Raw genomic sequence first — 20,456 nt, forward strand, 5'->3', positions numbered from 1 at the left:
ATCAATCCATTGATTGATATCTCAGTAACATTCCAGATGTTTATAAATATTGATCGATCATTTGACGTAATTGCTCTTTCGAGTGTACACCAACCGCTTTTTCAACGACTTGCCCATCTTTTTTCAACAATAATGTTGGAATACTCATAATCCCAAATTGTTGAGGTGTTTGTGGGTTTTCATCTACATCCATTTTTACGATTCGGAATTCATCTTCATCGTATTCTTCTGACAGCTGATCTAAAATTGGTGCTTGCATGCGACAAGGTCCACACCAAGTTGCCCAAAAGTCGATTAATACTAAGCCTTTATCTGTTTCTTCGTTAAATGTCGTATCTGTAACTACTTGTGACATATCAAAGACCTCCATTTTTTAGTCTAGAGTCATTATAGCACCTTTCTTGATTCGAGACGAGCCTTCTGCTTACATTTAGTAAGTTTTATTTAAATTTAACGATCGTCGCCCCATTACCGCCTTGGTTAGCAGGAGCAAATTCAAAACTTTTGACACTTCGATGATTTTTCAAGTAGTCGGTGATTCCTTGACGCAAAGCTCCGGTCCCTTTTCCATGTACGATCGTTACTTGGGGATAGCCAGCAAGGATCGCTGAATCAAGGTATTGGTCAACCTCACTCAATGCTTCTTCATAGCGTTTGCCACGAAGATCTAGTTGGTTCGACACGTGACTAGCTGATTCAGAACGTACAGCATGAATGACCCGCTGTTTTGGTTCCTTTTGTGGTGCAACGGGCGTTAATTCACTTTCAGAAACATTCATTTTTAAAATCCCGATTTCCACTTGCCATTGCTCCCCGTTTTTACGTAACAAGGTTCCTCTTTGACCATAAGTTGTCACTAAAACTTCATCGCCTGGTTTCAATGTTTTTTGTTCTTTGGCTTTTTTCAACACTTTATTTTTTTTCAGTTGTTCTTCTTGATGTAAGTTTGCCAATTTGGTTTTTGCATCAATCAATTGGTGCTCTTTTACATTTCCTTGTCCTACTTGTTGTTGCATTTTACGAATATCTGCAATGATTTTTTCCGCATTTTCTTGTGCTTCAGAAACTAATTCATTGGCTTTTTTCTTGGCTTTTTCGATTTCTTTTTCTCGTTCTTCAAAGAAATAGCGATACGCCTCTTTTAAGTTTTCATATAACTCTTGTGCTTCATCAACGTAGTGGCGCATTTCTAAATACTCCGTTTCAGCCATTTTTCGTCGATTTTCTAAATCAGAGATCATTTCATTTAAATCTTGGCTTTCGTCATTCATCAATTGTTTGGCTTCATTGATGACTGATTGATCTAATCCTAAGCGGCTAGAGATTTCAAATGCGTTACTTCGCCCTGGTACACCAATCAACAGACGATACGTTGGACTAAGTGTATCAACGTCAAATTCCATACTTGCATTGATTGTATTCGCCCGATTGTATCCATAAACTTTTAGTTCTGGATAGTGTGTCGTAGCCATCACATAAGCCGATTTTTTCCCAAGATCGTCTAAAATAGCAATCGCTAAAGCTGCCCCTTCTTGAGGATCTGTTCCTGCGCCTAATTCATCAAACAAGACTAAACTTTTTTCATTCACATGTGCCAAGATATCGACGGTGTTTGTCATATGGGAAGAAAATGTTGAGAGACTTTGCTCAATGGATTGTTCATCACCGATGTCAGCAAATACTTCCTCAAAAATACCGATTTGACTTTCTTCATCTACAGGGATCGGTAAACCCGATTGCCCCATCAATTGTAACAATCCTAAAGTTTTTAAAGTGATCGTCTTTCCTCCAGTATTTGGACCAGTAATCACGATCGCTTGGTACTCTTTCCCAATACTGATATCATTAGCCACCACTTTTTCTTGATCAATCAACGGATGTCTTGCTTGTTTTAAAATGACATGATTTTCTACACTGATTGCAGGAACGATGGCTTTCAGTTCTTTCCCAAAACGTGCTTTGGCGTTCATCAAATCTAGTTTACCGATCACGTATGCGTTATGAATGATTTCATGTCGATGAGGAACCAGTTCAGCAGAAAGTTCACTTAAAATACGTTGGATCTCATTACGCTCTGCAATTTGATACTGTCTCAAGCGATTATTTAATTCAACGATTTGCTTTGGTTCAACGAATAATGTTTGACCAGAAGCACTTTGATCATGGACTACCCCACCAAAGACACCCCGGTATTCTTGCTTGACAGGAATCACATAGCGATCATTTCGCATGGTAATGATCGTATCACTTAAGTATTTGGCGTTTTTCCCCCGAACAATGCCATCTAGTTGTTCTCTCACCGTTTGTTCACTTCGACGAATATTTTGACGAATGATTTTTAATTCAGGGGAAGCATCATCTGTTACTCGCCCATCTTCATCGATCGACTCTTTTAAACGTCGATTCAATTCGGGGATCGTCACCAATTGTTCTGCCCAGAAATAAAGACGTAAAAATTCAATTTCGCTATCTGCTAAATCAGCAAAGAATCGTTTTAATTCACTTGTAGTCGATAAAACACGTGCAACTTGCGCTAATTCGAGTCCATTCAAATCAGCACCGATCTCAATTCGTTTCATATGAGGTCGAATGTTTTCTAACTTAGGAATAGGGATTCCCCCACGTAACCTTTGAACTTTTAAGCCATCTTCTGTTTCTGCTAACCAATCTGTTAATTTCTCTTGTTGGTTGATCGGCACTAACTTTGCGAGTTCTTCTGTTCCTTGCGCGGTTACCACAAACTGACGAACAAGCTGTTTCACTTTTTCAAATTCTAATGTTTCTAGGATTCGATTATTCACGTTATCACCCTAACTTTCACTAAAAGAAGTTGTCACATTTCGCATTGACTCATTGGTCTTTGCTGTCCTGTCACAACTTCGTTTTTTTCTTTCACTACTTACTATTATACTATTACAAAAAATTTTTGATTAGTTTATCACATTCGTTATCCATAAATCATGGATTTTATTCGTTAGAAATGGTGTCTGCTCTACGATAAAGCGGGCAAGACTATTTCCACTAAATTGTTTTTGAACGATATCTACTGGCACAAAAGTCAATAAACTCAAGAGCAAAAATATCGTGACATAGGCAACGATTAAAGATAAGATGCCTCCCGCAAGCCAATCGACTTGTTTTAGGATCGGAATATAGGTCAAGCTATGAACAAAAATCCCGATAAAACGAGTAAGCAATCCTCCAATAAATAAAATCAGCAAAAAGGCGACTCCTGCATAAAAAGCTTCATCTAATCTGAAAGAAAATGTCTGATCAAAAAAGACCATTTGGGAATTAGATGTTACCGCAGGATAAGGAATATATAATTCCAGACGACTTGCTAGATCCTTATAAAAGTGCTGTGCTGCCATAAAAGACAAGATATAACCGATCGTATAAACGACCTGCATAGAGAATCCTCGTCTCGCACCTGAAAAAAATGCAAGCAGCAAGATAAATAAAATCAAAAGACTTAACATGTCTTGTTCCTTTCTCTTTCATCAATTTGAAGATTTTTGTTTGATTTGACCTTTTCTTTTTTCATTTAAAATTTGTTGGGCTTCCACATGATTCTTGATTTCTCGATCTGCTTGTCCGTTTTCTTTCAACACTTCTCGTGCTTCGTTTTCAATCGCTTCAATTCTTTTGATTCGATTTTCCATTTCCACAAATTTGATCATTTTTTTCTTTAAATCTGCTACTTCTTTTTCAAGTTCGAGATTTCTTTCTTGCTTCTTCAATTGATCCGAGAGCGCATTGACAGCCATTAAGATCGCTGCTTGTTCATTATCGATTTGCGGAGACAAATCCTTCAATTCTTTTAGTTGTTCATTGATCAAATTTGTCACGATATCCATATGGTGCTTTGTTTCACGTCCAATAATCGTGTAAGTTTGGTCGGCAATCACTGCTTTATAGCGTGTTTTTTCGTGCGCCATCCGAATCATTTCCCCCTATTGATAAAATTATTATCTAGTGTACCATGAAATTAATGATTTAACAGTTGTACACAAATTTTCTTATATTTACCTTATCATTATATGATAAACTTTGAAAAAATGCTATGTCTCATCCCCAACTGAACGACAAGGAACTATTAAGGGATCTTTCATCTAACAAGCATCTAAATTTATTAATTTAACTAAACTGGAGGTACATAATGAGTAATATTATCATCAAAGTAACGACTGCCCAAATGGAAAAAATGAAACAAGCTTATCTTTCTTATCTTTTACCTAAAAAAATTCCTTATACCGTATTTGCCGCTAAAAAAAATGGCACGACCATCACTGCATACACCTCAGGAAAAGTCATGTTCCAAGGTGCAAATGCCGAAAAAGAAGCAAGTCAATGGGGCGAAGCAGCTTCAGCAAAACCCAAAGCTGGAAAAACAGCTGCATCTTTGCCTAAGAACATCGAATCTTTATCTGTATTAGGAAGTGATGAAGTGGGAAATGGGAGTTACTTCGGTCCATTGACAGTTTGTGCTGCTTACGTGGCCAAGGAGCAACTAACACAACTAAAAAAACTAGGCGTTCGTGATTCAAAAGAATTAAAAGATCCTCAAATCATTCAATTGGCTAGTATCTTGAAGAAGACGATCCCTTATCAACTTTTAGTACTCGAGCCTAAAAAATATAACGAGATCCAACCGAAATACAATGCTGTGCGTATGAAAGTTGCTTTGCATAATCAAGCGATCCATCTACTGCTGAAAAAAATTGCTCCTGTCAAACCAGAGGCAATCTTGATCGATCAGTTTACACCAGAAAGCAATTATAAAAAGTATGTCCGTTTGGAAAAAAATCAAGTGCAAGAAAAACTCTATTTTGTGACCAAAGGAGAACAATACCACTTAGCGGTAGCTGCGGCATCGATCATCAGCCGAGCAAGTTTTCTAGAAGAATTAGCTAAAGAATCAGCAGAGATCGGTCTAGAGTTACCTTCTGGCGCTGGAACAAAGTCGGATCGAATAGCTGCAAAAATCATTGAAAAAGGTGGCATTGATTTGTTAGCAAATTATGCAAAATTACATTTTGCGAATACTGAAAAAGCAAAAAAAATGAGTTTATGATATCCCTTTAACGCTTTATTCTAAAAATAATAAACGTTGTTTCAGAAATCATTCTATAGGAATGAAGCGTTGAAGCAACGGTCATAAGACCTCTTAAAATAGGCTATCCAATTGGTCATTTGACCTTAAGAGCATAGCCTGATCTCTTAGATAGCATAAAAACTCCCATCACAGTAGAATAGAACTTTTTTCCACTGCGATGGGAGCCAACTATTTAGTCCCAAACGTTAAAACTTAGTATGTTTTCCCCATTAATAACCAGCAATTTAATCAATCAACTCCCAAGGTCCCCATTGTTCAGTACCTGGTTCTTCCCCGCTTGTCCACCATTTCGCTTGATAGTTTTGCCCTTTATGAGACACCTTATCACCAGCTTTGTAAATATTTGTAGCACTCCATGCTTCATATTTTGATGAAGATGTGCTATCTAGTGTTGTTACACTCAAAGGTTGACTGTGTTCTGAAACATTACCAGAATGATCAAACGCTTTTACAGTATAAATGTACGTTGAACCAGCCATTAAATATTTGTCAATATAATTGGTAGTAGCTGTTTGACCAACTTGTTGTCCGTCACGATAAACATAATAACCTGCTACTCCTTTATTATCCGTCGAAGCGGTCCAGTTCAACGTCACGCTTGTCTCTGTCACATTTGAAGCTGTCAGATCAGTCGGAATAGATGGTGCTTCTTTATCTTCTGGATCTGGTGTTGGCGTTGGTGTTGGATTAGTTGAATCCTCTCCATAAATCGTTTGTTGCGAGATATCTATACCGGCTTTTGTAATTCTTTGTGCTAGATTTATAGAAGCAATATGATCAACGGATACATCAGTTGCATTTGATTTTAATCTAAACGTATATGTCTCCCCTGGTTTAAGCTCTTTTCCTTCATAAACCCCACTTAAATCGATCGTCACCGTTCCATTTGAGGTTGAAACCTCGCCTGCTTTGTAATCACCACTACTAAGAATTTCATTTGAATTCAACGCTAAAGTGTATCGTGGTAATTTAATTGTCTTGTGAGAAGATTCAATAGCTGATAAAACGTCCGAATTTTCATTTAGTGTTTCTTTATTTTTGATGACTAATTCATACCCTTTTGAACTGTTTTCAGAATAAGTAGAAATCCCTACCTCGACATTTAGATCACTTGATACAATTTTATGCTCTGGAAGTTTTTCTGTACCAAACAACCCATTTTTGATTGCTTTGGTCAGTTCATCTCTTTTCGTACTCGTTGTTGGCTTATCTTGCGATTGCATCCAAGAGATTACACCACCTAATTCATGCTCTTTCACATATTGCGTTTTGTAATTGATTGATTTTACATTGTCATAGGTAAAGAACTCTTTTGAAACTTCGCTGTATAAAAATGGTGCTTTGGCTGTATCATCCCAATATTCTTTTAGAGTCGGGATTTTAGTTTTTAATTCATCAATGTTTCGGTAGGACCAAACTCCACCTGCTCGGCCACCATCCCCAAGTGCCAGAGAATGTTCATTGTCCGCACCATATGTCGGCGTTTGGTCTGCATCTTTATTGCTTTTTTCAGCAGGTTGGAATAATCCAGGAGTATTTTGGTCTGTCCCTTTAGCTACTTCATTCCACCCACGAGTATAGAAAGCTGCGCCGATAACGATTTTTTCTGAAGGAGCCCCATGTTCTTTCAAAAAGCGAACGGTCTGATCAACGGATAATCCATTTGCATAGTTCGGGTCGTTAGGATTACCATAAAGTGCAGTATGATGACCACTTGTTGCACTCCAAGCACCATTCATGTCATAAGTCATCATATTCGCAAAGTCAACTACTTCAAATAGTTGTTTGATGTCAATTCCCTTGTCCAACATTCCTTGGGACGCAGGTAATGCTACAGAAAGTTCATAAGTCTTACCTAATTCCACTCCTTGTTTATCGATCGCCGCTCGAATATCTTTTAATAGTAAAATATAATTTTCTTTATCCTCTGGTTTTGCGTTAGGTGTTCCTTCATCATTTTTGTTGTCGACACGATCAGGCTCACGAACATCTGCTGGATATTCCCAATCAATATCAACGAAATCCATGTTGGTATATTTTAAGAATTTAGTAATGTTTTCCACTAATTTTTTTCGTTTCGCAGGACTAGCTGCAACTTCAGAAAAATCACCCGATTTTGACCATCCACCTAATGACACGCCAATTTTTAAGTTTTTATTTTGTCCACGCAAATTTTGAAGCGCATTCAACAAACCAGAAGCAGCATTTCCCCATCCGACTTCTGCTTCACCTGCTGGCACGCCTACAGCGGCTTCTTTATCTGTAAATTTCAACTCACCATTACTATCAAAATCTAAAAAGGCATAATTTAAATGCGTCAATTGGTCTGCGGCAATATCTTTAGGATAAAATTCTTGTTCTCCTCCCCAAATCGACCAATCACCATAATACATCACATTACGATAAGACGCTTTTTTTGTAATTTCCTGAGCTTCTTCAGCATGCACATGTTCTTTGTGGCTGAATAATGGCGTTGTCAGATAAATAACAGAAGAAAATAACATCGCTGCCAAACTAATTTTTTTCAACTTTTTCATTTTTAACCCTTCCCCTCTTTTTCTATACGAACTCCCCTAATAAAACTTATTATCCATAAAACAAATCAGTTATTTTTAATAAACCAACCTCCTAAAAAACAAAAAATGATAACCCTTACAAAACAAGGTTAACATTATCTTATCAAAGCATCAAATGATTTGATATTTTTGTATTGCATATTAACATTTATATATTTATAGTTATCTGAAATAACTAATAAATATCCCTATTCTCTTATCTCTTTTCCATCTTTTTTTACTGCTTTATTTAAAATAACTTTTATTTTTTATTTTTATATTTATAAAAGAACAAAAAAAGCATTCCACCAAAATAAATTGGACAAAATGCTGCGAATCTTTTTATGTATGATTTGTTCATTTTTGAATGTATCCTCTTAGAGTTGGATCTTCCTGATTCTTTTCGTTTCATCATTAACATTTAACTGAAAACTTTTTCAACGAAATTGACGATCATATTTAATCTGCGATTCCTGCTCTCTAAAACAATTTAATGTACGTAAGTATCGTTTAGCCGATTTTAAATGTTCAGCTAGTGGTTTTTTTTCTCCAAGATAAGTATAATAATTAGCTAACACGACTCTTTTTACCTCGTCTTTAGTGATGGTCTCTAATGTTAGCTTTTTGATGGTTTCTTTTGCAATTTTGACTGGCATTTTTTGTAAGAAAAAGTAATTGACCAGCGCATGTATATGTCCCCCCTTGGATCGGTTCTCTTTGATTAACTCATCACAACGTTTCCTTATGTCCCTTTTCCCTTTGTTGATCTCATCTGCTGAGAGTTTACCATCAAAAATCGGTTGAAATAATGGAATCTCATAACGATCACTTAATCGATTACTGATTCTTCTACTTGCACCTATGGAAATCAATGTATTTTCTATTTCTTTCCTTTGCCAGAGCCAATCATCCTTTTTTTGTACGATGATATGATCACAATACTTCTCAATGGCGCTCACCTTTAATTCCTCTGAAGAAACGGGCAAAGGAAAATCAAACCCATCAATCACATGGAGTGTTTCCTTTAGTGGTCTCTCTGTAAATAATAGAAAATGAACAATAGCCTTCATTCCTTTTTCATTACCTAAATCCTTTAAAAAAGAGTGACAACGATTCAACTGTCCAGATAAACGTCCAGCTTTGGGGAATAACTCTTCATTTACATGGTTATTGATCAACGTGACTAATTCTTGATTCGCTCCCCTTAAGGCAAGGGCATTTTCACTTGATTTTTTCCACTCAATGAGCCCTAATTTATTAAAAGATGCTTGGCACTCCTTAACAAGTCTTACTTCTTCTTTGATAGTCAAATAACTATTATCAAGAACAACATTTACTTTTGAAGGGATTTTTGTAAAAATTTCCTCAAGAATATCTGGAGGCAGCTCTTGAAGCACGAGATAATTCCGTGTTGCCAATGGCTCAAAACGTTCACAACGTTGGACTACTTCGTCAATGAGTTTTTGAGACGACTTCATCTTCAAAGAAGGAAGCAAGGTGACATTTAGTATCTTACTCAATTGATCGATCTGCGTTCGATTCATTCCTCGTAAAACAAGATATTCCTCACATTTTTTCTTTCCAACAGTTCCCTCAGATCCTATCAACATCGATTGGCACTTGTACACTTCCTCGAATTGTTTCTGTAAATAAAATTTATTGATAGTTTTAGGAAACCTTAGATCTCTAAAAATTTTATCAACATACTTGGGCGCTGTATTTTGTAACAATAAGTATTTTTGGATCGCTACAAAGCCTTTTTTTGGCCCTAAGTCTTCTAAAAAAGAATTGCACCGATCAACTAATGTGCTAATTGCCCCTCTTTTAGTCATATCTATCATTGGGAATATTGATTGATCGATGTATTCATTCATTTGATGAAGCTGTTGTAAACTAGGATAAGTTAAAATAAAATAATTCTCGAATTTTTTTCTGCCCATTTCTGATCCTAATTCTCGAACAAATTGGCTATATTTTATATATCTAGTTAAACAAAAATGGAAATTTTTTCGTTCCTCATCATTCATAGAATCTTTTATTCGCTCTATGACTTCGATATTGATTGCAGGAGGGAAATCTTCCAACATAAGGTAATTATTGACTGATTTAACTCCATTTACTTTGTTTGGATACCAGTAATTTAAAAAACTTTGGCAATATTTGACTGCTTTAGTTATTTTCTCCTCCTTTGATAAAGGTTCATCTTTCAAGGAAGGCAATAAATTGATGTTTAAAATTTCTCCTATCCGATTGAAAAATTTACGATCTACTCCTTGTAGAACTAGCCGATTTTCTACTTCTGTTGCCCCCATATTATTATAATAGAGCGTTGTAACGAGAAGGTCTTTATACTCTTTTTGATTGATTGTCTTGGGTAATTGAACTTCATTAAGTATATCCTTCGCTCTGTCTGCTGTTGTATTTTGCAACAATAAATAATATTGAACAGCTAATAATCCTTCTGTCTCACCGAAATCCTCTAAAAAAACATTACATCTTTTGGCCGTCAAAGTAATTTGTTTAGAGGATCTGGAATTCTCCCATGTAGGAAACAAAAATTCTCCAATTGTTGCACTTATTTTGTTGTATTCAGATCGAGGAAGTTCATTTAAAATGAGTTGATTTTCAATTGCTTTTATCCCTTCATTTGTGCCATATTTGACCAATGTTTCATTGAACTTTTTATGTAATTGTTTTTTCTTTTCTATCTTTTTAAAAAATCCATGTTTGTTCACAGTTCCCTTAAAAAGTAGTCCTTCAACAATTTCTTTAGTCAATTCTGGACTCAGGTCATGTAGCACAAGATAATTTGTAATAGCTTTTTTTCCTATCGCACTATTAAAAACATTTAGCAGCGATTGACAGTATTGAGTGGCTTCGTTAACTATCTCTTGCTGGGTTTTATCCTTAACTATTGGTAAGAAATCCATCTTCTTGATTTGACTGACTGTCTCTATAGACTTTCGATTTGCCCCTTCCACTAATAAAAGGTGTTCGATACTTCGTTTTTCATCTATCTCTTTGATTTTCTCTAATAAATAGCAAACATAACTATCCCTATCTAAATAGAACAAAGTTCTTTTCATTTCTCTTTCCCTTCTCGTTTATTCATTGAGCTTAAGTATAAAGTGGAAAATAGGGAGAAACGTTCCTTTTTTTTCAAAAAAAAAAATTTATTGAAATCCCCTAATAGAAAAGCCGCTTCAACTAACGAATGAATCCCATCGGCAACATTAACACAAAAAAACGGCGTGCAAGTGTTCGTTCTTTGAAATAGATCTGATGTTTTGGAGACAACAAATAGTGTCTCCAAAGCATCAGATCCATCCAATCGAACGGAGCTTACACAACCGTTATTCGTCTCAAGCTAAACAATAACCCCATTTAAGTAAAGATCGATCAAAGTCGCCACATCAAAAGGCTGTTCCTCTGAATGACCAGATTCAGTAATATAAGGGGCTAGCAAAAGGAAAAAATGTTTCGCTGCCAGTTCCTGTGTGACGTTTTTTCGTAATAGTTGTTGATGATTGGCAAAAATCTTTTCAAAAGGTTCCCGATAATTCTTTTTCCATAAACAAAACAAATGATTTCTTGTTTCAGCTGAAAGATTGAGCTTCAAATCATGCAGCATCATAAACAAATCAATGAGATGGGTTTCGATAAGATATTCAGCCATCTTAGTCAACGTTTGTTGAAAATCATCGGCACCCGTCGCGGCGATCTTCCTCAAATCGTCCCCTACTGTTTTCAAATGTTGTTCCAGAACTGCCTGGTAAAGTTTTTCTTTGTCACTAAAGTAATGATAAAGATTGGGTTGGGTAATCCCGGCGTTCTTAGCAATTTCACGAGTAGACGTGCCGAGATAGCCTTTTGACATAAACAAATGATTGGCTTCATGTAAAATCTTTTTTTGCGTGTCTTTGTTATAGCGATGAACCACATACACACCTTCTTTTTATGCTTATTCTGTTTTTTCTTGAAAAACACCGTCTTCCATCATAAACACTTTATCACATTTGTCAATCAGGCGTGTATCATGGGTGACCATAATGATGGCTTTATTTTTTTCTTTCGATTCTTTCGCTAAAATATCTACGACTTCTCTTGCTTTTTCTGAATCTAAACTGGCTGTTGGTTCATCTGCTAAAATAATGGACGGATCGTTGTAAAGCGCTCTAGCAATGGCGACTCTTTGCCGTTCTCCTCCTGATAATTCTTCTGGATATTTGTTGACCAATTCGGCAACACCTAACTGTTCAAATAGTTCATTCGCTTCTTTCTGACGATTCTCATGTTTGACTTTATCCACTAATATCAATTGCTTTTTGACCGATAAAAATGGAACCAAATTAGACGCTTGTAAAATAAATCCGATTTCCTTAAAACGTAATTTTACCCGCTGATTCTCAGGTTGAGCACTAAATTCTTGCCCATTGATCAAAACAGACCCTTTACTAGGCGTTTGTAAGCCACCTGCAATGGTCAAGAAAGTACTTTTTCCTGAACCAGAAGGACCGATGATCGCAACAAATTCGCCTTTATCTACACTAACATTGGTTTTTTTCAGTGTGTGGACGATTTGATCACCATCTTTGAAATTCTTTTCGACATCTTTAAATTCGATTGCTTTCATTTTTTTCATCTCCTAACCAATTGCCTTCAATGGATCGATTTTTACAATTGCTCGTACCGAAAACAGCGCACCTAAAATGGCGACCACTAACATCAAAACACTGATAACTCCGAAAAATAACCAATTACTTTGAAAAGGTACGGTATCTGGTAAAAGGAACGAGGTCCCCACTGTTCCCAACAAGCCAAGACCGATCCCAAAGAATGAGAGTAAGAAGGTTTGGGCCACTACTGAGCGAGCGATAAACCCTCCTGTCATTCCTTGCGCCTTCAAAACACCAAAAATATTGATTTTTTGCATGGTCAACACATAAATGAAAATTCCGATTACAATCGCTGCAATCACGATCAAAAAGCCGATCATAAAACCAAAAGTGAGTACTTGCGCACTATAGCCAGGTAATTCATTGATAAATTTAGAAATGCTGATTTTTTCAAGATCATTTGGTAAATCATCTATCTGCCCTCTAACAACCACCGCGTTGATTCGAGCATTCTCACTTGTATCTGTTTTTTCAAAACGAATTTCTTGGTAAGCATCAAGTGTTGTATATAAAACCGGCGATACATTGAACTTCGCATTTTCGGTAAATCCAGTTAATCGAAAGGTTTTGTCACTACCAGAAAGTTTAACTGTATCGCCAATTCCTAGACCATACTCTTCTTTTAAGCTAATATCACCCACTGCTTCATCGTTCCCAACAAAGGCCTTACCTTCAACAATATTAGGCATGATAAATTGATCTGGATCAATACCAAAAAAACTCACATTGATTTTTCCTGCCTCATCGTTGTCTTTACTGGTTACGACCCCTGGTGTTTGTGCTAAGTAAGCCACCTTATCCCCTTTTACTTCTTGCGCTGTCTTTTTCGTGATCATTGACATCCCTAGGTTCGTATTGGCATCTTTTGACAGTACAATATAGTCTGCCTCCCACTTATCGACAGCCGTTCGGTTATCTTGTGCCAGTCCATACGCTAAACCGGTTAAAAAAAAGACCAAATATGCAATTAAAAACATCACCCCAGCAACCAACGCATAGCGTAATTTTGAATGTATGATTTCATTTAATGCTAAAAACATCTAACTCCTCCTTTAAAAGTTTATCAAACAATAATACAAGTTTATCACTTGATAAATTTTTAGAGGAATAATCTGCTCACAAAAAAACGGTAAGGCTAAATAAGTTTGCCTCACCGTTTGATTATCGCTATAAAACTGGTTAATATCTTGTTGAAATATTCTTTCCTAAAACAAGCACAGTCATTCAAAAATGCTATCCAAAGTCACTATCTGTTCCTGCTGTTTTGCTACTTAATCCCTATTGATAAACCGATTTTTTGTCTTAACACATGAAACGATTTTCTCTCAATTTTGCGTTTTTGATGTCTTCAACAGTTTGAGTTCCAGCTAATTGCATGACCATTTCAAGTTCTGTTTTGAAAAAATCAAATACTTGTTTGATTCCTGTACTTCCACCTAAAGAAAGTCCATAAATGGCTGGTCTACCAATGGCAACTAAATCAGCTCCTGAAGCAATCGCTTTAAAGACATGTTGCCCTCGTCTAACACCGCTATCAAATACGATCGGTACACGTTTATCCACAGCTTCAGCTACATAGCGTAATGAATCAAAAGAAGCTGGACCACCATCTAACTGTCTACCACCATGATTGGAGACCCAAATCCCTTGTGCACCAGCATCAAGAGAACGATACACATCATCTTCTGATTGTACCCCTTTGACATAAACTGGCAACTCTGAATGGGTCGTAATAAATTCGATATCTTTTGGACTTAATTTTTGTTTAGACGATTTATAGACTGCATCCATCGTTTGACCGACTCCCGATTGGTAAGCTTGAACGATTGGCATGGGCAACGGAAAAGTAAAACCATTTCGCCGATCTGTTTCACGATTTCCGCCAACTGTTGCATCAGCTGTTAAAACAACCGCCTTTGCTCCGTTTCTTTTTGCCATTTCCAAGATATCCAAGTTGATCCCATCGTCCTTACTCATATAAAACTGAAACCATTGAGGAGCTTCAGGACCACCAGCTGCTCTAATTTCTTCCAAGGTACAAGAAGCGTAAGAACTAGCTGTATAGATCGTTCCAAATTCTGATACTCCTTTAGCCGAAGCTTTTTCAGCTTGTACATGGGCTAATCCATGCGCTGCTACTGGTGCCATAATGATTGGTGCGGCTAATGTTTCATCAGAAAAATAGGTCGTTGTATCAGGTAATTCCACATCTTTCAAAACATGAGGGATAACCAATTGATGATTAAAGGCTTTTTGATTTTCTCGATAAGTAAACAAATCCCCTGCACCACTACTGATATAGCCATATCCACCACTAGGGATTACTTGAGTAGCTGCTAATTCCAGATCTTCCATATTGATGAAATCAATCATCCCTTCATGTGTACCAGCTTGATAAACTTTTTCCATAATAAAGCCTTCTTTCTCTCGAATTAAGAACCATAAATTTTATGATAGCGTTTGCATCATTATCGTACCTCTCAAAAATGATACAGGCAAATAATCTGTTTGAACTCTAGCAGTAAAGTAGTAGTAAAATAATAGAGAGATTTTCTATGAAAGGTTCAATATTATGGTTGAAAAGAAGAGACTAAGCCAAAACCTGCCTCAGCCTCTTCTAGCATCTCTAAAAACAGGCTTACTTCTATCCTCTGGAAAACGCCCTGGAAGAAAAAGGTGTAGATTGTCAGAGGGAACTCTTGCTTCATTTGTGATGCTTATTTTTCTGTAATATAAGCTTCTCCTTGAGCGAATAGCACTACTTCTCCACCAATCACGATCCGCTCCCCTCGTAACTCACAATCAAGGTAGCCACCTCTTGGTGAAAGCTGATGGGCAATCATTTTTTTCTTACTTAATTTATTTGCCCAATAAGGAATAAGATTGGCATGAGCAGAACCGCAAACGGGATCTTCATTGATCGTTAATTTCGGGAAAAATGTACGAGAAACAAAATCTTCCTTCTGACCACGTGCGGTCACGATCACGCCAACGCCCAAATCAAAATTTTTAATAGCTGAAAAGTTTGGTTGCAACTGTTTTACGGTTTCTTCATCTGTTAGTTCAAAAAATAAATCTCGCGCTAAATAAGCAGCTTTGATTTTTGCACCGATCGCTTTTTCGTATTCAGGTAAAATTGCTACTTTTTTAGGCATGATACTTGGAAAATCCATATAGTAAGTTTCTTGTTGTTTTGTCACAAGAAGTTCGCCACTCTGACTAGTAAATTTGATTGTTTCTTCCTCTACCCCATAATAATTGAACAAAACAAACGCTGTTGCTAAAGTAGCATGTCCACATAAGTCGATTTCACGATCCGGAGTAAACCAACGTAACTCATAGTGTTCCTCCTTTTTGACAGTAAATGCTGTTTCAGATAAGTTATTCTCAATCGCAATTTTTTGCATCACCGTATCTGGTAACCACTTCTCTAAAACGTAGACTGATGCTGGATTTCCTTTAAACACTTCTTGTGTGAATGCATCAACAACATAATAACTTAACTTCATTTTATTCAGTCTCCTTAACTTTTTGATAAATATATTCTGCACAACATAGATCTTCAATCGCTAAGCCAACGGCATCAAAAATCGTGATTGTTTCTTGTTGGTCTTTTAACAATCTTTTTCCTGAAACCAATTCACTTAACGAGCCTGAGATCGCTGATTCTGATAATTCTCCTTCAGCAATCGGAATCAGTAGATCCCCACTTTCTTTCATTGCAGCTTCATAATCATCGACATAGATGGCACTGCGTTTCATCAACTCACTAGTGATTTCACGTGTATCTGGTGTAAACGTACCAATAGCATTGATATGCGTATTAGGAGTAAGCCATTCTTTTTTCAAAAACGCCTCTTTACTAGGTGTTAGCGTACAAATGATCTCAGCTTGTTCCACTGTTTCTGCGAGTGTTTCTCCACTTGAAAATTCAATTTCCGGGTATGCTGTTTGCATTTCCTCAATAAATTGTTGACTTCTTTCTTTACTCAAGTCATAGACAGATACTTTATTGATTGAACGTATAGCACAGATCGCATTCAAATGCGAGCTTGCTTGTTGTCCAGCCCCGATTAAAGCTAATGATGCCGCTTCTTTTTTCGCCAATATATCAGTGGCTAAAGCGGAAACTGCAGCGGTACGAATCCAAGTGACTGCATTCGCGTTGATTAGCGCTACAGGTACACCGTTTTTAGAATCAAATAATAGAATTTCCCCCAAATGTGAAGATAGTCCTTGTAAATGATTATCAGGAAATGCAGTAATGATTTTTGCACCAAAATAACGATCTTTACCAAGATAAGCAGGCATCATCGCAAAAACATTTTTGTTTTTACCATCTGGCAAAATCTCTACCATACGTGTATTTTGACTAATTTTTCCTTCGCCATAATCGCTAAAACACTGACGCATTACTTCAATTGCCTCTTGAAAATCTAATCGTGATACTGCTTCTTCAAAATCGATTTTTCTCATAAAAATCTCCCCCTCACGTCCATATATTATCATTGAATTATATACATTCAATAGTATAATTGTATGGAATACAATTTTAGAGGTGAATAAAATGCCCATAAATTCTTATGAAGATTATCCGATCACTTGGCGACCTGATAAAACAAAATTAACACGCCCCATCTATAAATCTCTGATCCAACAGCTAGAAGAAGATATTCTTACAAGTAAGTTACAAAAAAATACCCAACTTCCTTCTCAGAGAGAATTAGCCGACTATTTAGATATCAATTTTACAACTGTCGGTCAGGCCTATAAATATGGTATTGAGAAAGGTCTCTTGTACACCAATATTGGAAGTGGTACGTTCGTTTCCCCTAATGCTTTTACTTCAATCACGATTTCAACTAATCAAGTAGCTGAGCATGTGATTGATTTTGGATTAGTTAGTTCTTTTGAAGACTGCAACCATCTTGTCCTGCCTTTTATCCATTCAGTCAGTCTCAACCCCAATATCGTGGGTTTATTGAATTATCGTGACCCTATGGGAACCAATTTTCAATTAAAGACGGCAGTCGAGTGGTTACAGACTCAAGGGGTTCAAACAACGATTCATCATACCGCAATCGTTTCTGGGGTTCAAAATGGTCTTGCTGTGACACTTGCCGCCTTTTTTTCTCCTGGAGATCGAATCGCTATTGATCGATATACCTATTCCAATTTTATTGAGTTAGCGCATTTGTATCACTTAGAAGTAGTTCCGATCGATTTCGACCAAGAAGGAATGAAACCTGAATTATTGCTACAAGAGTGTCATAAAAAGAAAATAAAAGGGATTTATCTGATGCCTTCTTGTAGTAACCCCATTGGTTTTCAAATGTCTCTCCAACGGCGTAATGAATTGAAAGCTATTATTTCCAAAGAAAAGTTATTAGTTATTGAAGACGATATTCATTCTTTTTTAACGACCCATTTTCAACAACAAGTTTTGCCACCGTTTCAACAGCTGCTACCTGACCAAACCATTTACTTGTCAGGAATGACCAAATTCATTTGTTCAGGTCTTCGTGTAGCCTATCTTGTATTCCCAGAACGTTTAAGAGAACGAATTGAACGAGCAATCTTTAATATAAACGTCAAAACATCTGGTCTAGATGCAGAAATCATCACTCAAATCTTGCACTCACCAGAAACAATCCAGAAAATCTTAACAACAAAATTAAAACGAACAGCCGAAGCAAATGACTGCTTTGATGCGTATTTTGATTTACCTCGTCCTTCGAATCCTTATCCTTATTATCGAAATATTCCGATCCGAGCCGATATTTCTCCCTTAGATGTAGAACAACATTTTTTGAACAAAGGGATAAGAATCTATCACTCGAATCGCTTCACTAGTCAACAACAAGCTGATCCTTTTATCCGAATCGCCTTATCATCCAATCATTTGGAGATTTTAAAGAAAGGATTACGGATCATTAAAGAAGAAATCGATGCTTATTTATGATTTTTTAGTTTCTATTCTTAGGTATACTCAAAAAATCATTCAATCACTGGCAAACAAAAGAAGATCCATCACTCCCTTGATTTAGAACGTCTTCTCTTGCTATTGCGGTTCATCATTGAATCGATCATTTACTCGTAGTAAAAAAGTTTAGCACAACTTCATGCTCAACTTTTTTACTTCCTTAAGTAAGCCATTCGAATTGATTCGCCGTTCTTTCGATCACTTGGATAGCTGTCTTGACCCATGTTCCTTTAGAAACGTGACTTAAATGACTTGCATAACTTGTAGTCAGCTGTTTCAACGTTTGTTTCTTCTGTTGAAGTGTTTGTTTGGTCAAGTTTTTTCTATTTTGCGATGTGGCATGACTTGGTGTTGCAACAATAAGCCGAATGAGTTGTTTTTCCAATGTTTTTTGTAATTCTTCAAACATGTTTTTCTCCCGTTTCGTTTTTATTAGTTGTTAGATCCTTTCTCTAATGCAGAATACTTATCTATTAAGGGATATTCGATGCGACATTCGATCAGTCTTTTCTCTCTGCGAAAAATCCCTTCCGCTTCTTCTTTGCTATCATTTAACAAACGATAGAACTGTTTTATGTGGGGGGAAACATCAAAAAATGAAAAATCATGGAACTGGTTTGCTAAGTGATTTAAGTAATGATCAAATTTACTTTTCTCGTTCTTTAGTTGATCGAGTTGATTTTCTAATTGTTTTTTTTCTGAATATAACTGTTTTTCCATAGGTTGAGACTGTCCTTCACCTTTTTTCATCCATAACCCCTCCATTTTATGAAAGATATTGGGACAATGTTTTATCTGTCCTCACCTGTTCTTCAATGGTGGTTACTATCTGTTTCAGCAGCGTATCTAATTCATATTGGACCTTTTGCAATAGGGTTAGTTGTTGTTCATAGGTAGCCACTGGCTGACGGACTAGTGTGTACTCTGTCACCTGATTTTCTGCCAGAATAGCCATTTTTTCGGTATCATTCAAATGTTCACCCCAGCGGTTCGTATCCCGTTTCGTTTGGCTCCAAAGAAGATTAGCCTGTTCAATCTCCTTGTTTAGCCACTTGACCACTGTGTCTATCTCAGATTGAATCGCTTGTTTGTATCCCAAGGTAATCGTTCTCGCTTGCATCGCATCTAAAAAAATCTCTTGTGAAGAAGAAATTCCTTTACCGCTGTGACTAAATTGATGATGAATCTCAGCGAGCCGATCCAACTCTTGGTTTGTTTGATGTTTTGCTAATTGGATAATCCCTTTAGATTGTGTCACTAGATTCCCATCTTGATCAAATAAATAACCGCCCAACATATGCTGTTTGCCCAACTTCACTTTTTTAGATGTCACTTCAATTACTGTGCCCACTTGTTTTTTTGTCAGTGAATACCCGATTGGTACTAAATCTCTTGTGTCAATAAAATTGAAAATCTTTCCTTCATTCGTTAATTTATCTGCCGCTGCTTGTTGTCTGGGATTTAAAATACTGTAAATGTTGGGGCCTTGGTAGAGATATACTCCCTCTAGCCGATCATGAAAAGCAGTCGGCAAATCTGAAATAGCATATTGTCCATTCATTGAACCTAAAGAATGGCCATATACTGAAACTTTGGCATTGGGATACATTTGCATGGTTTCTTGTAATGTATGGGCAGCAGACTTTAATTGCGGCATCGCAGTTGCTCCTCCTGCATTGATCACTTGGACAGCCGTAGGAAAATTGTTTACTCCCCAATCTCGCCATACATCTCCAGGATTTACCAGTATTTTATTGATCCCTATCGAGCCTTGATAAAGGATAGTTATCTGTTTCACTTCTTTTGGCTTTTGCACTTTTGGATTTCCGTCGGTAATGATAAAACTTTTTTCTCCACTTTTTTTGTTATCTATTATCTTTGATACATAACCATATGTTTGACGATTCACTGAAATTTTTTTGTTCACTTCGAGATTCATATAGCTTTGGCTTATCATTTTTATTCTCTCTTCATCAGTCATCCTCATGACTGATCCGCTCTCTCAATCAGCCTATCTAGTTTTTCTGAGAGAACTAATCCATCATTCACTAATTGGTTCCTGCGCTCATTGACTACCAATCCTAATGTTAACTCTTTATCTTGATTAATGATCAATTCAACGTTGA

Annotated in this window: 17 protein-coding genes; 2 read left to right on the forward strand and 15 right to left on the reverse strand. The window is 36.7% G+C overall.

Translation table 11 applies throughout. The annotated features are described in order from the left end of the window. Positions 1–40 precede the first annotated feature (40 nt). The 4 genes from trxA to zapA all read right to left on the reverse strand — a co-directional run bounded on the left by trxA (position 41) and on the right by zapA (position 3,938). Complete coding sequence (trxA, locus tag AB3I12_RS09005; RefSeq protein WP_010718648.1) at positions 41–355, reverse strand: thioredoxin; 315 nt, start codon at positions 353–355, stop codon at positions 41–43. An 85-nt stretch (positions 356–440) separates the two neighbouring features. Then, positions 441–2,801 (reverse strand): endonuclease MutS2, encoded by a 2,361-nt coding sequence (locus AB3I12_RS09010; RefSeq protein WP_063627428.1) that lies wholly within the window; start codon positions 2,799–2,801, stop codon positions 441–443. 129 nt (positions 2,802–2,930) lie between these two features. Next, complete coding sequence (locus tag AB3I12_RS09015) at positions 2,931–3,479, reverse strand: CvpA family protein (protein ID WP_010718650.1); 549 nt, start codon at positions 3,477–3,479, stop codon at positions 2,931–2,933. Between the two features lie 21 nt (positions 3,480–3,500). Continuing rightward, positions 3,501–3,938: a cell division protein ZapA gene (zapA, locus tag AB3I12_RS09020; RefSeq protein ID WP_010718651.1), complete on the reverse strand. Its 438-nt coding sequence runs from the start codon at positions 3,936–3,938 to the stop codon at positions 3,501–3,503. Between the two features lie 221 nt (positions 3,939–4,159). Between zapA and rnhC the strand changes: the two genes are divergently transcribed. Then, positions 4,160–5,074: a ribonuclease HIII gene (rnhC, locus tag AB3I12_RS09025; protein WP_053765717.1), complete on the forward strand. Its 915-nt coding sequence runs from the start codon at positions 4,160–4,162 to the stop codon at positions 5,072–5,074. 266 nt (positions 5,075–5,340) lie between these two features. On the opposite strand, the gene AB3I12_RS09030 is transcribed toward rnhC, so the two are convergent. The 8 genes from AB3I12_RS09030 to AB3I12_RS09065 form a co-directional block, all read right to left on the reverse strand. Next, positions 5,341–7,653: a glycosyl hydrolase family 18 protein gene (locus tag AB3I12_RS09030; protein ID WP_063627429.1), complete on the reverse strand. Its 2,313-nt coding sequence runs from the start codon at positions 7,651–7,653 to the stop codon at positions 5,341–5,343. A 455-nt stretch (positions 7,654–8,108) separates the two neighbouring features. After that, complete coding sequence (locus AB3I12_RS09035; RefSeq protein WP_063627430.1) at positions 8,109–10,757, reverse strand: hypothetical protein; 2,649 nt, start codon at positions 10,755–10,757, stop codon at positions 8,109–8,111. Positions 10,758–11,038: 281 nt separating this feature from the next. Next, positions 11,039–11,611, reverse strand: coding sequence for a TetR/AcrR family transcriptional regulator (locus AB3I12_RS09040; RefSeq protein WP_010738025.1), 573 nt, complete (start codon positions 11,609–11,611; stop codon positions 11,039–11,041). A gap of 21 nt (positions 11,612–11,632) precedes the next feature. Further along, positions 11,633–12,304 (reverse strand): ABC transporter ATP-binding protein, encoded by a 672-nt coding sequence (locus AB3I12_RS09045; RefSeq protein WP_368015652.1) that lies wholly within the window; start codon positions 12,302–12,304, stop codon positions 11,633–11,635. Between the two features lie 12 nt (positions 12,305–12,316). Next, the gene (locus AB3I12_RS09050) at positions 12,317–13,387 is read right to left on the reverse strand and encodes an ABC transporter permease (protein ID WP_010738026.1); all 1,071 of its coding nucleotides are present in this window, start codon (positions 13,385–13,387) and stop codon (positions 12,317–12,319) included. A 262-nt stretch (positions 13,388–13,649) separates the two neighbouring features. After that, positions 13,650–14,756: an alpha-hydroxy-acid oxidizing protein gene (locus AB3I12_RS09055; RefSeq protein ID WP_010718658.1), complete on the reverse strand. Its 1,107-nt coding sequence runs from the start codon at positions 14,754–14,756 to the stop codon at positions 13,650–13,652. Between the two features lie 308 nt (positions 14,757–15,064). Then, complete coding sequence (locus AB3I12_RS09060) at positions 15,065–15,856, reverse strand: PhzF family phenazine biosynthesis protein (RefSeq protein ID WP_063627432.1); 792 nt, start codon at positions 15,854–15,856, stop codon at positions 15,065–15,067. A 1-nt stretch (position 15,857) separates the two neighbouring features. Next, a complete protein-coding gene (locus AB3I12_RS09065; RefSeq protein ID WP_063627433.1) occupies positions 15,858–16,823 on the reverse strand; it encodes an ornithine cyclodeaminase family protein in 966 nt (321 codons plus the stop codon). 91 nt (positions 16,824–16,914) lie between these two features. Between AB3I12_RS09065 and AB3I12_RS09070 the strand changes: the two genes are divergently transcribed. Next, a complete protein-coding gene (locus AB3I12_RS09070) occupies positions 16,915–18,309 on the forward strand; it encodes a PLP-dependent aminotransferase family protein (protein ID WP_063627434.1) in 1,395 nt (464 codons plus the stop codon). A 181-nt stretch (positions 18,310–18,490) separates the two neighbouring features. Here AB3I12_RS09070 and AB3I12_RS09075 read toward each other — a convergent pair whose 3' ends face one another. The 3 genes from AB3I12_RS09075 to AB3I12_RS09085 are packed head-to-tail and all read right to left on the reverse strand — an operon-like array spanning position 18,491 to position 20,287. Continuing rightward, complete coding sequence (locus AB3I12_RS09075; protein WP_063627435.1) at positions 18,491–18,739, reverse strand: hypothetical protein; 249 nt, start codon at positions 18,737–18,739, stop codon at positions 18,491–18,493. A 23-nt stretch (positions 18,740–18,762) separates the two neighbouring features. Continuing rightward, complete coding sequence (locus AB3I12_RS09080; protein ID WP_063627436.1) at positions 18,763–19,080, reverse strand: hypothetical protein; 318 nt, start codon at positions 19,078–19,080, stop codon at positions 18,763–18,765. Between the two features lie 16 nt (positions 19,081–19,096). After that, positions 19,097–20,287 carry a hypothetical protein gene (locus AB3I12_RS09085; protein ID WP_231105512.1) on the reverse strand — a complete coding sequence of 397 codons (1,191 nt, stop codon included), beginning with the start codon at positions 20,285–20,287 and terminating at the stop codon, positions 19,097–19,099. Between the last annotated feature and the right edge of the window lie 169 nt (positions 20,288–20,456).

This window comes from Enterococcus sp. C65 (assembly GCF_040887165.1).
Lineage (GTDB): Bacteria > Bacillota > Bacilli > Lactobacillales > Enterococcaceae > Enterococcus_B > Enterococcus_B hirae.

Bases quoted from the DNA above. Each gene is read 5' to 3' on its own strand.
- trxA (WP_010718648.1), bottom strand. From the start codon at position 355: ATGTCACAAGTAGTTACAGATACGACATTTAACGAAGAAACAGATAAA.
- AB3I12_RS09015 (WP_010718650.1), bottom strand. From the start codon at position 3,479: ATGTTAAGTCTTTTGATTTTATTTATCTTGCTGCTTGCATTTTTTTCA.
- zapA (WP_010718651.1), bottom strand. From the start codon at position 3,938: ATGGCGCACGAAAAAACACGCTATAAAGCAGTGATTGCCGACCAAACT.
- rnhC (WP_053765717.1), top strand. From the start codon at position 4,160: ATGAGTAATATTATCATCAAAGTAACGACTGCCCAAATGGAAAAAATG.
- AB3I12_RS09030 (WP_063627429.1), bottom strand. From the start codon at position 7,653: ATGAAAAAGTTGAAAAAAATTAGTTTGGCAGCGATGTTATTTTCTTCT.
- AB3I12_RS09035 (WP_063627430.1), bottom strand. From the start codon at position 10,757: ATGAAAAGAACTTTGTTCTATTTAGATAGGGATAGTTATGTTTGCTAT.
- AB3I12_RS09045 (WP_368015652.1), bottom strand. From the start codon at position 12,304: ATGAAAGCAATCGAATTTAAAGATGTCGAAAAGAATTTCAAAGATGGT.
- AB3I12_RS09050 (WP_010738026.1), bottom strand. From the start codon at position 13,387: ATGTTTTTAGCATTAAATGAAATCATACATTCAAAATTACGCTATGCG.
- AB3I12_RS09055 (WP_010718658.1), bottom strand. From the start codon at position 14,756: ATGGAAAAAGTTTATCAAGCTGGTACACATGAAGGGATGATTGATTTC.
- AB3I12_RS09060 (WP_063627432.1), bottom strand. From the start codon at position 15,856: ATGAAGTTAAGTTATTATGTTGTTGATGCATTCACACAAGAAGTGTTT.
- AB3I12_RS09065 (WP_063627433.1), bottom strand. From the start codon at position 16,823: ATGAGAAAAATCGATTTTGAAGAAGCAGTATCACGATTAGATTTTCAA.
- AB3I12_RS09070 (WP_063627434.1), top strand. From the start codon at position 16,915: ATGCCCATAAATTCTTATGAAGATTATCCGATCACTTGGCGACCTGAT.
- AB3I12_RS09075 (WP_063627435.1), bottom strand. From the start codon at position 18,739: ATGTTTGAAGAATTACAAAAAACATTGGAAAAACAACTCATTCGGCTT.
- AB3I12_RS09080 (WP_063627436.1), bottom strand. From the start codon at position 19,080: ATGAAAAAAGGTGAAGGACAGTCTCAACCTATGGAAAAACAGTTATAT.
- AB3I12_RS09085 (WP_231105512.1), bottom strand. From the start codon at position 20,287: ATGATAAGCCAAAGCTATATGAATCTCGAAGTGAACAAAAAAATTTCA.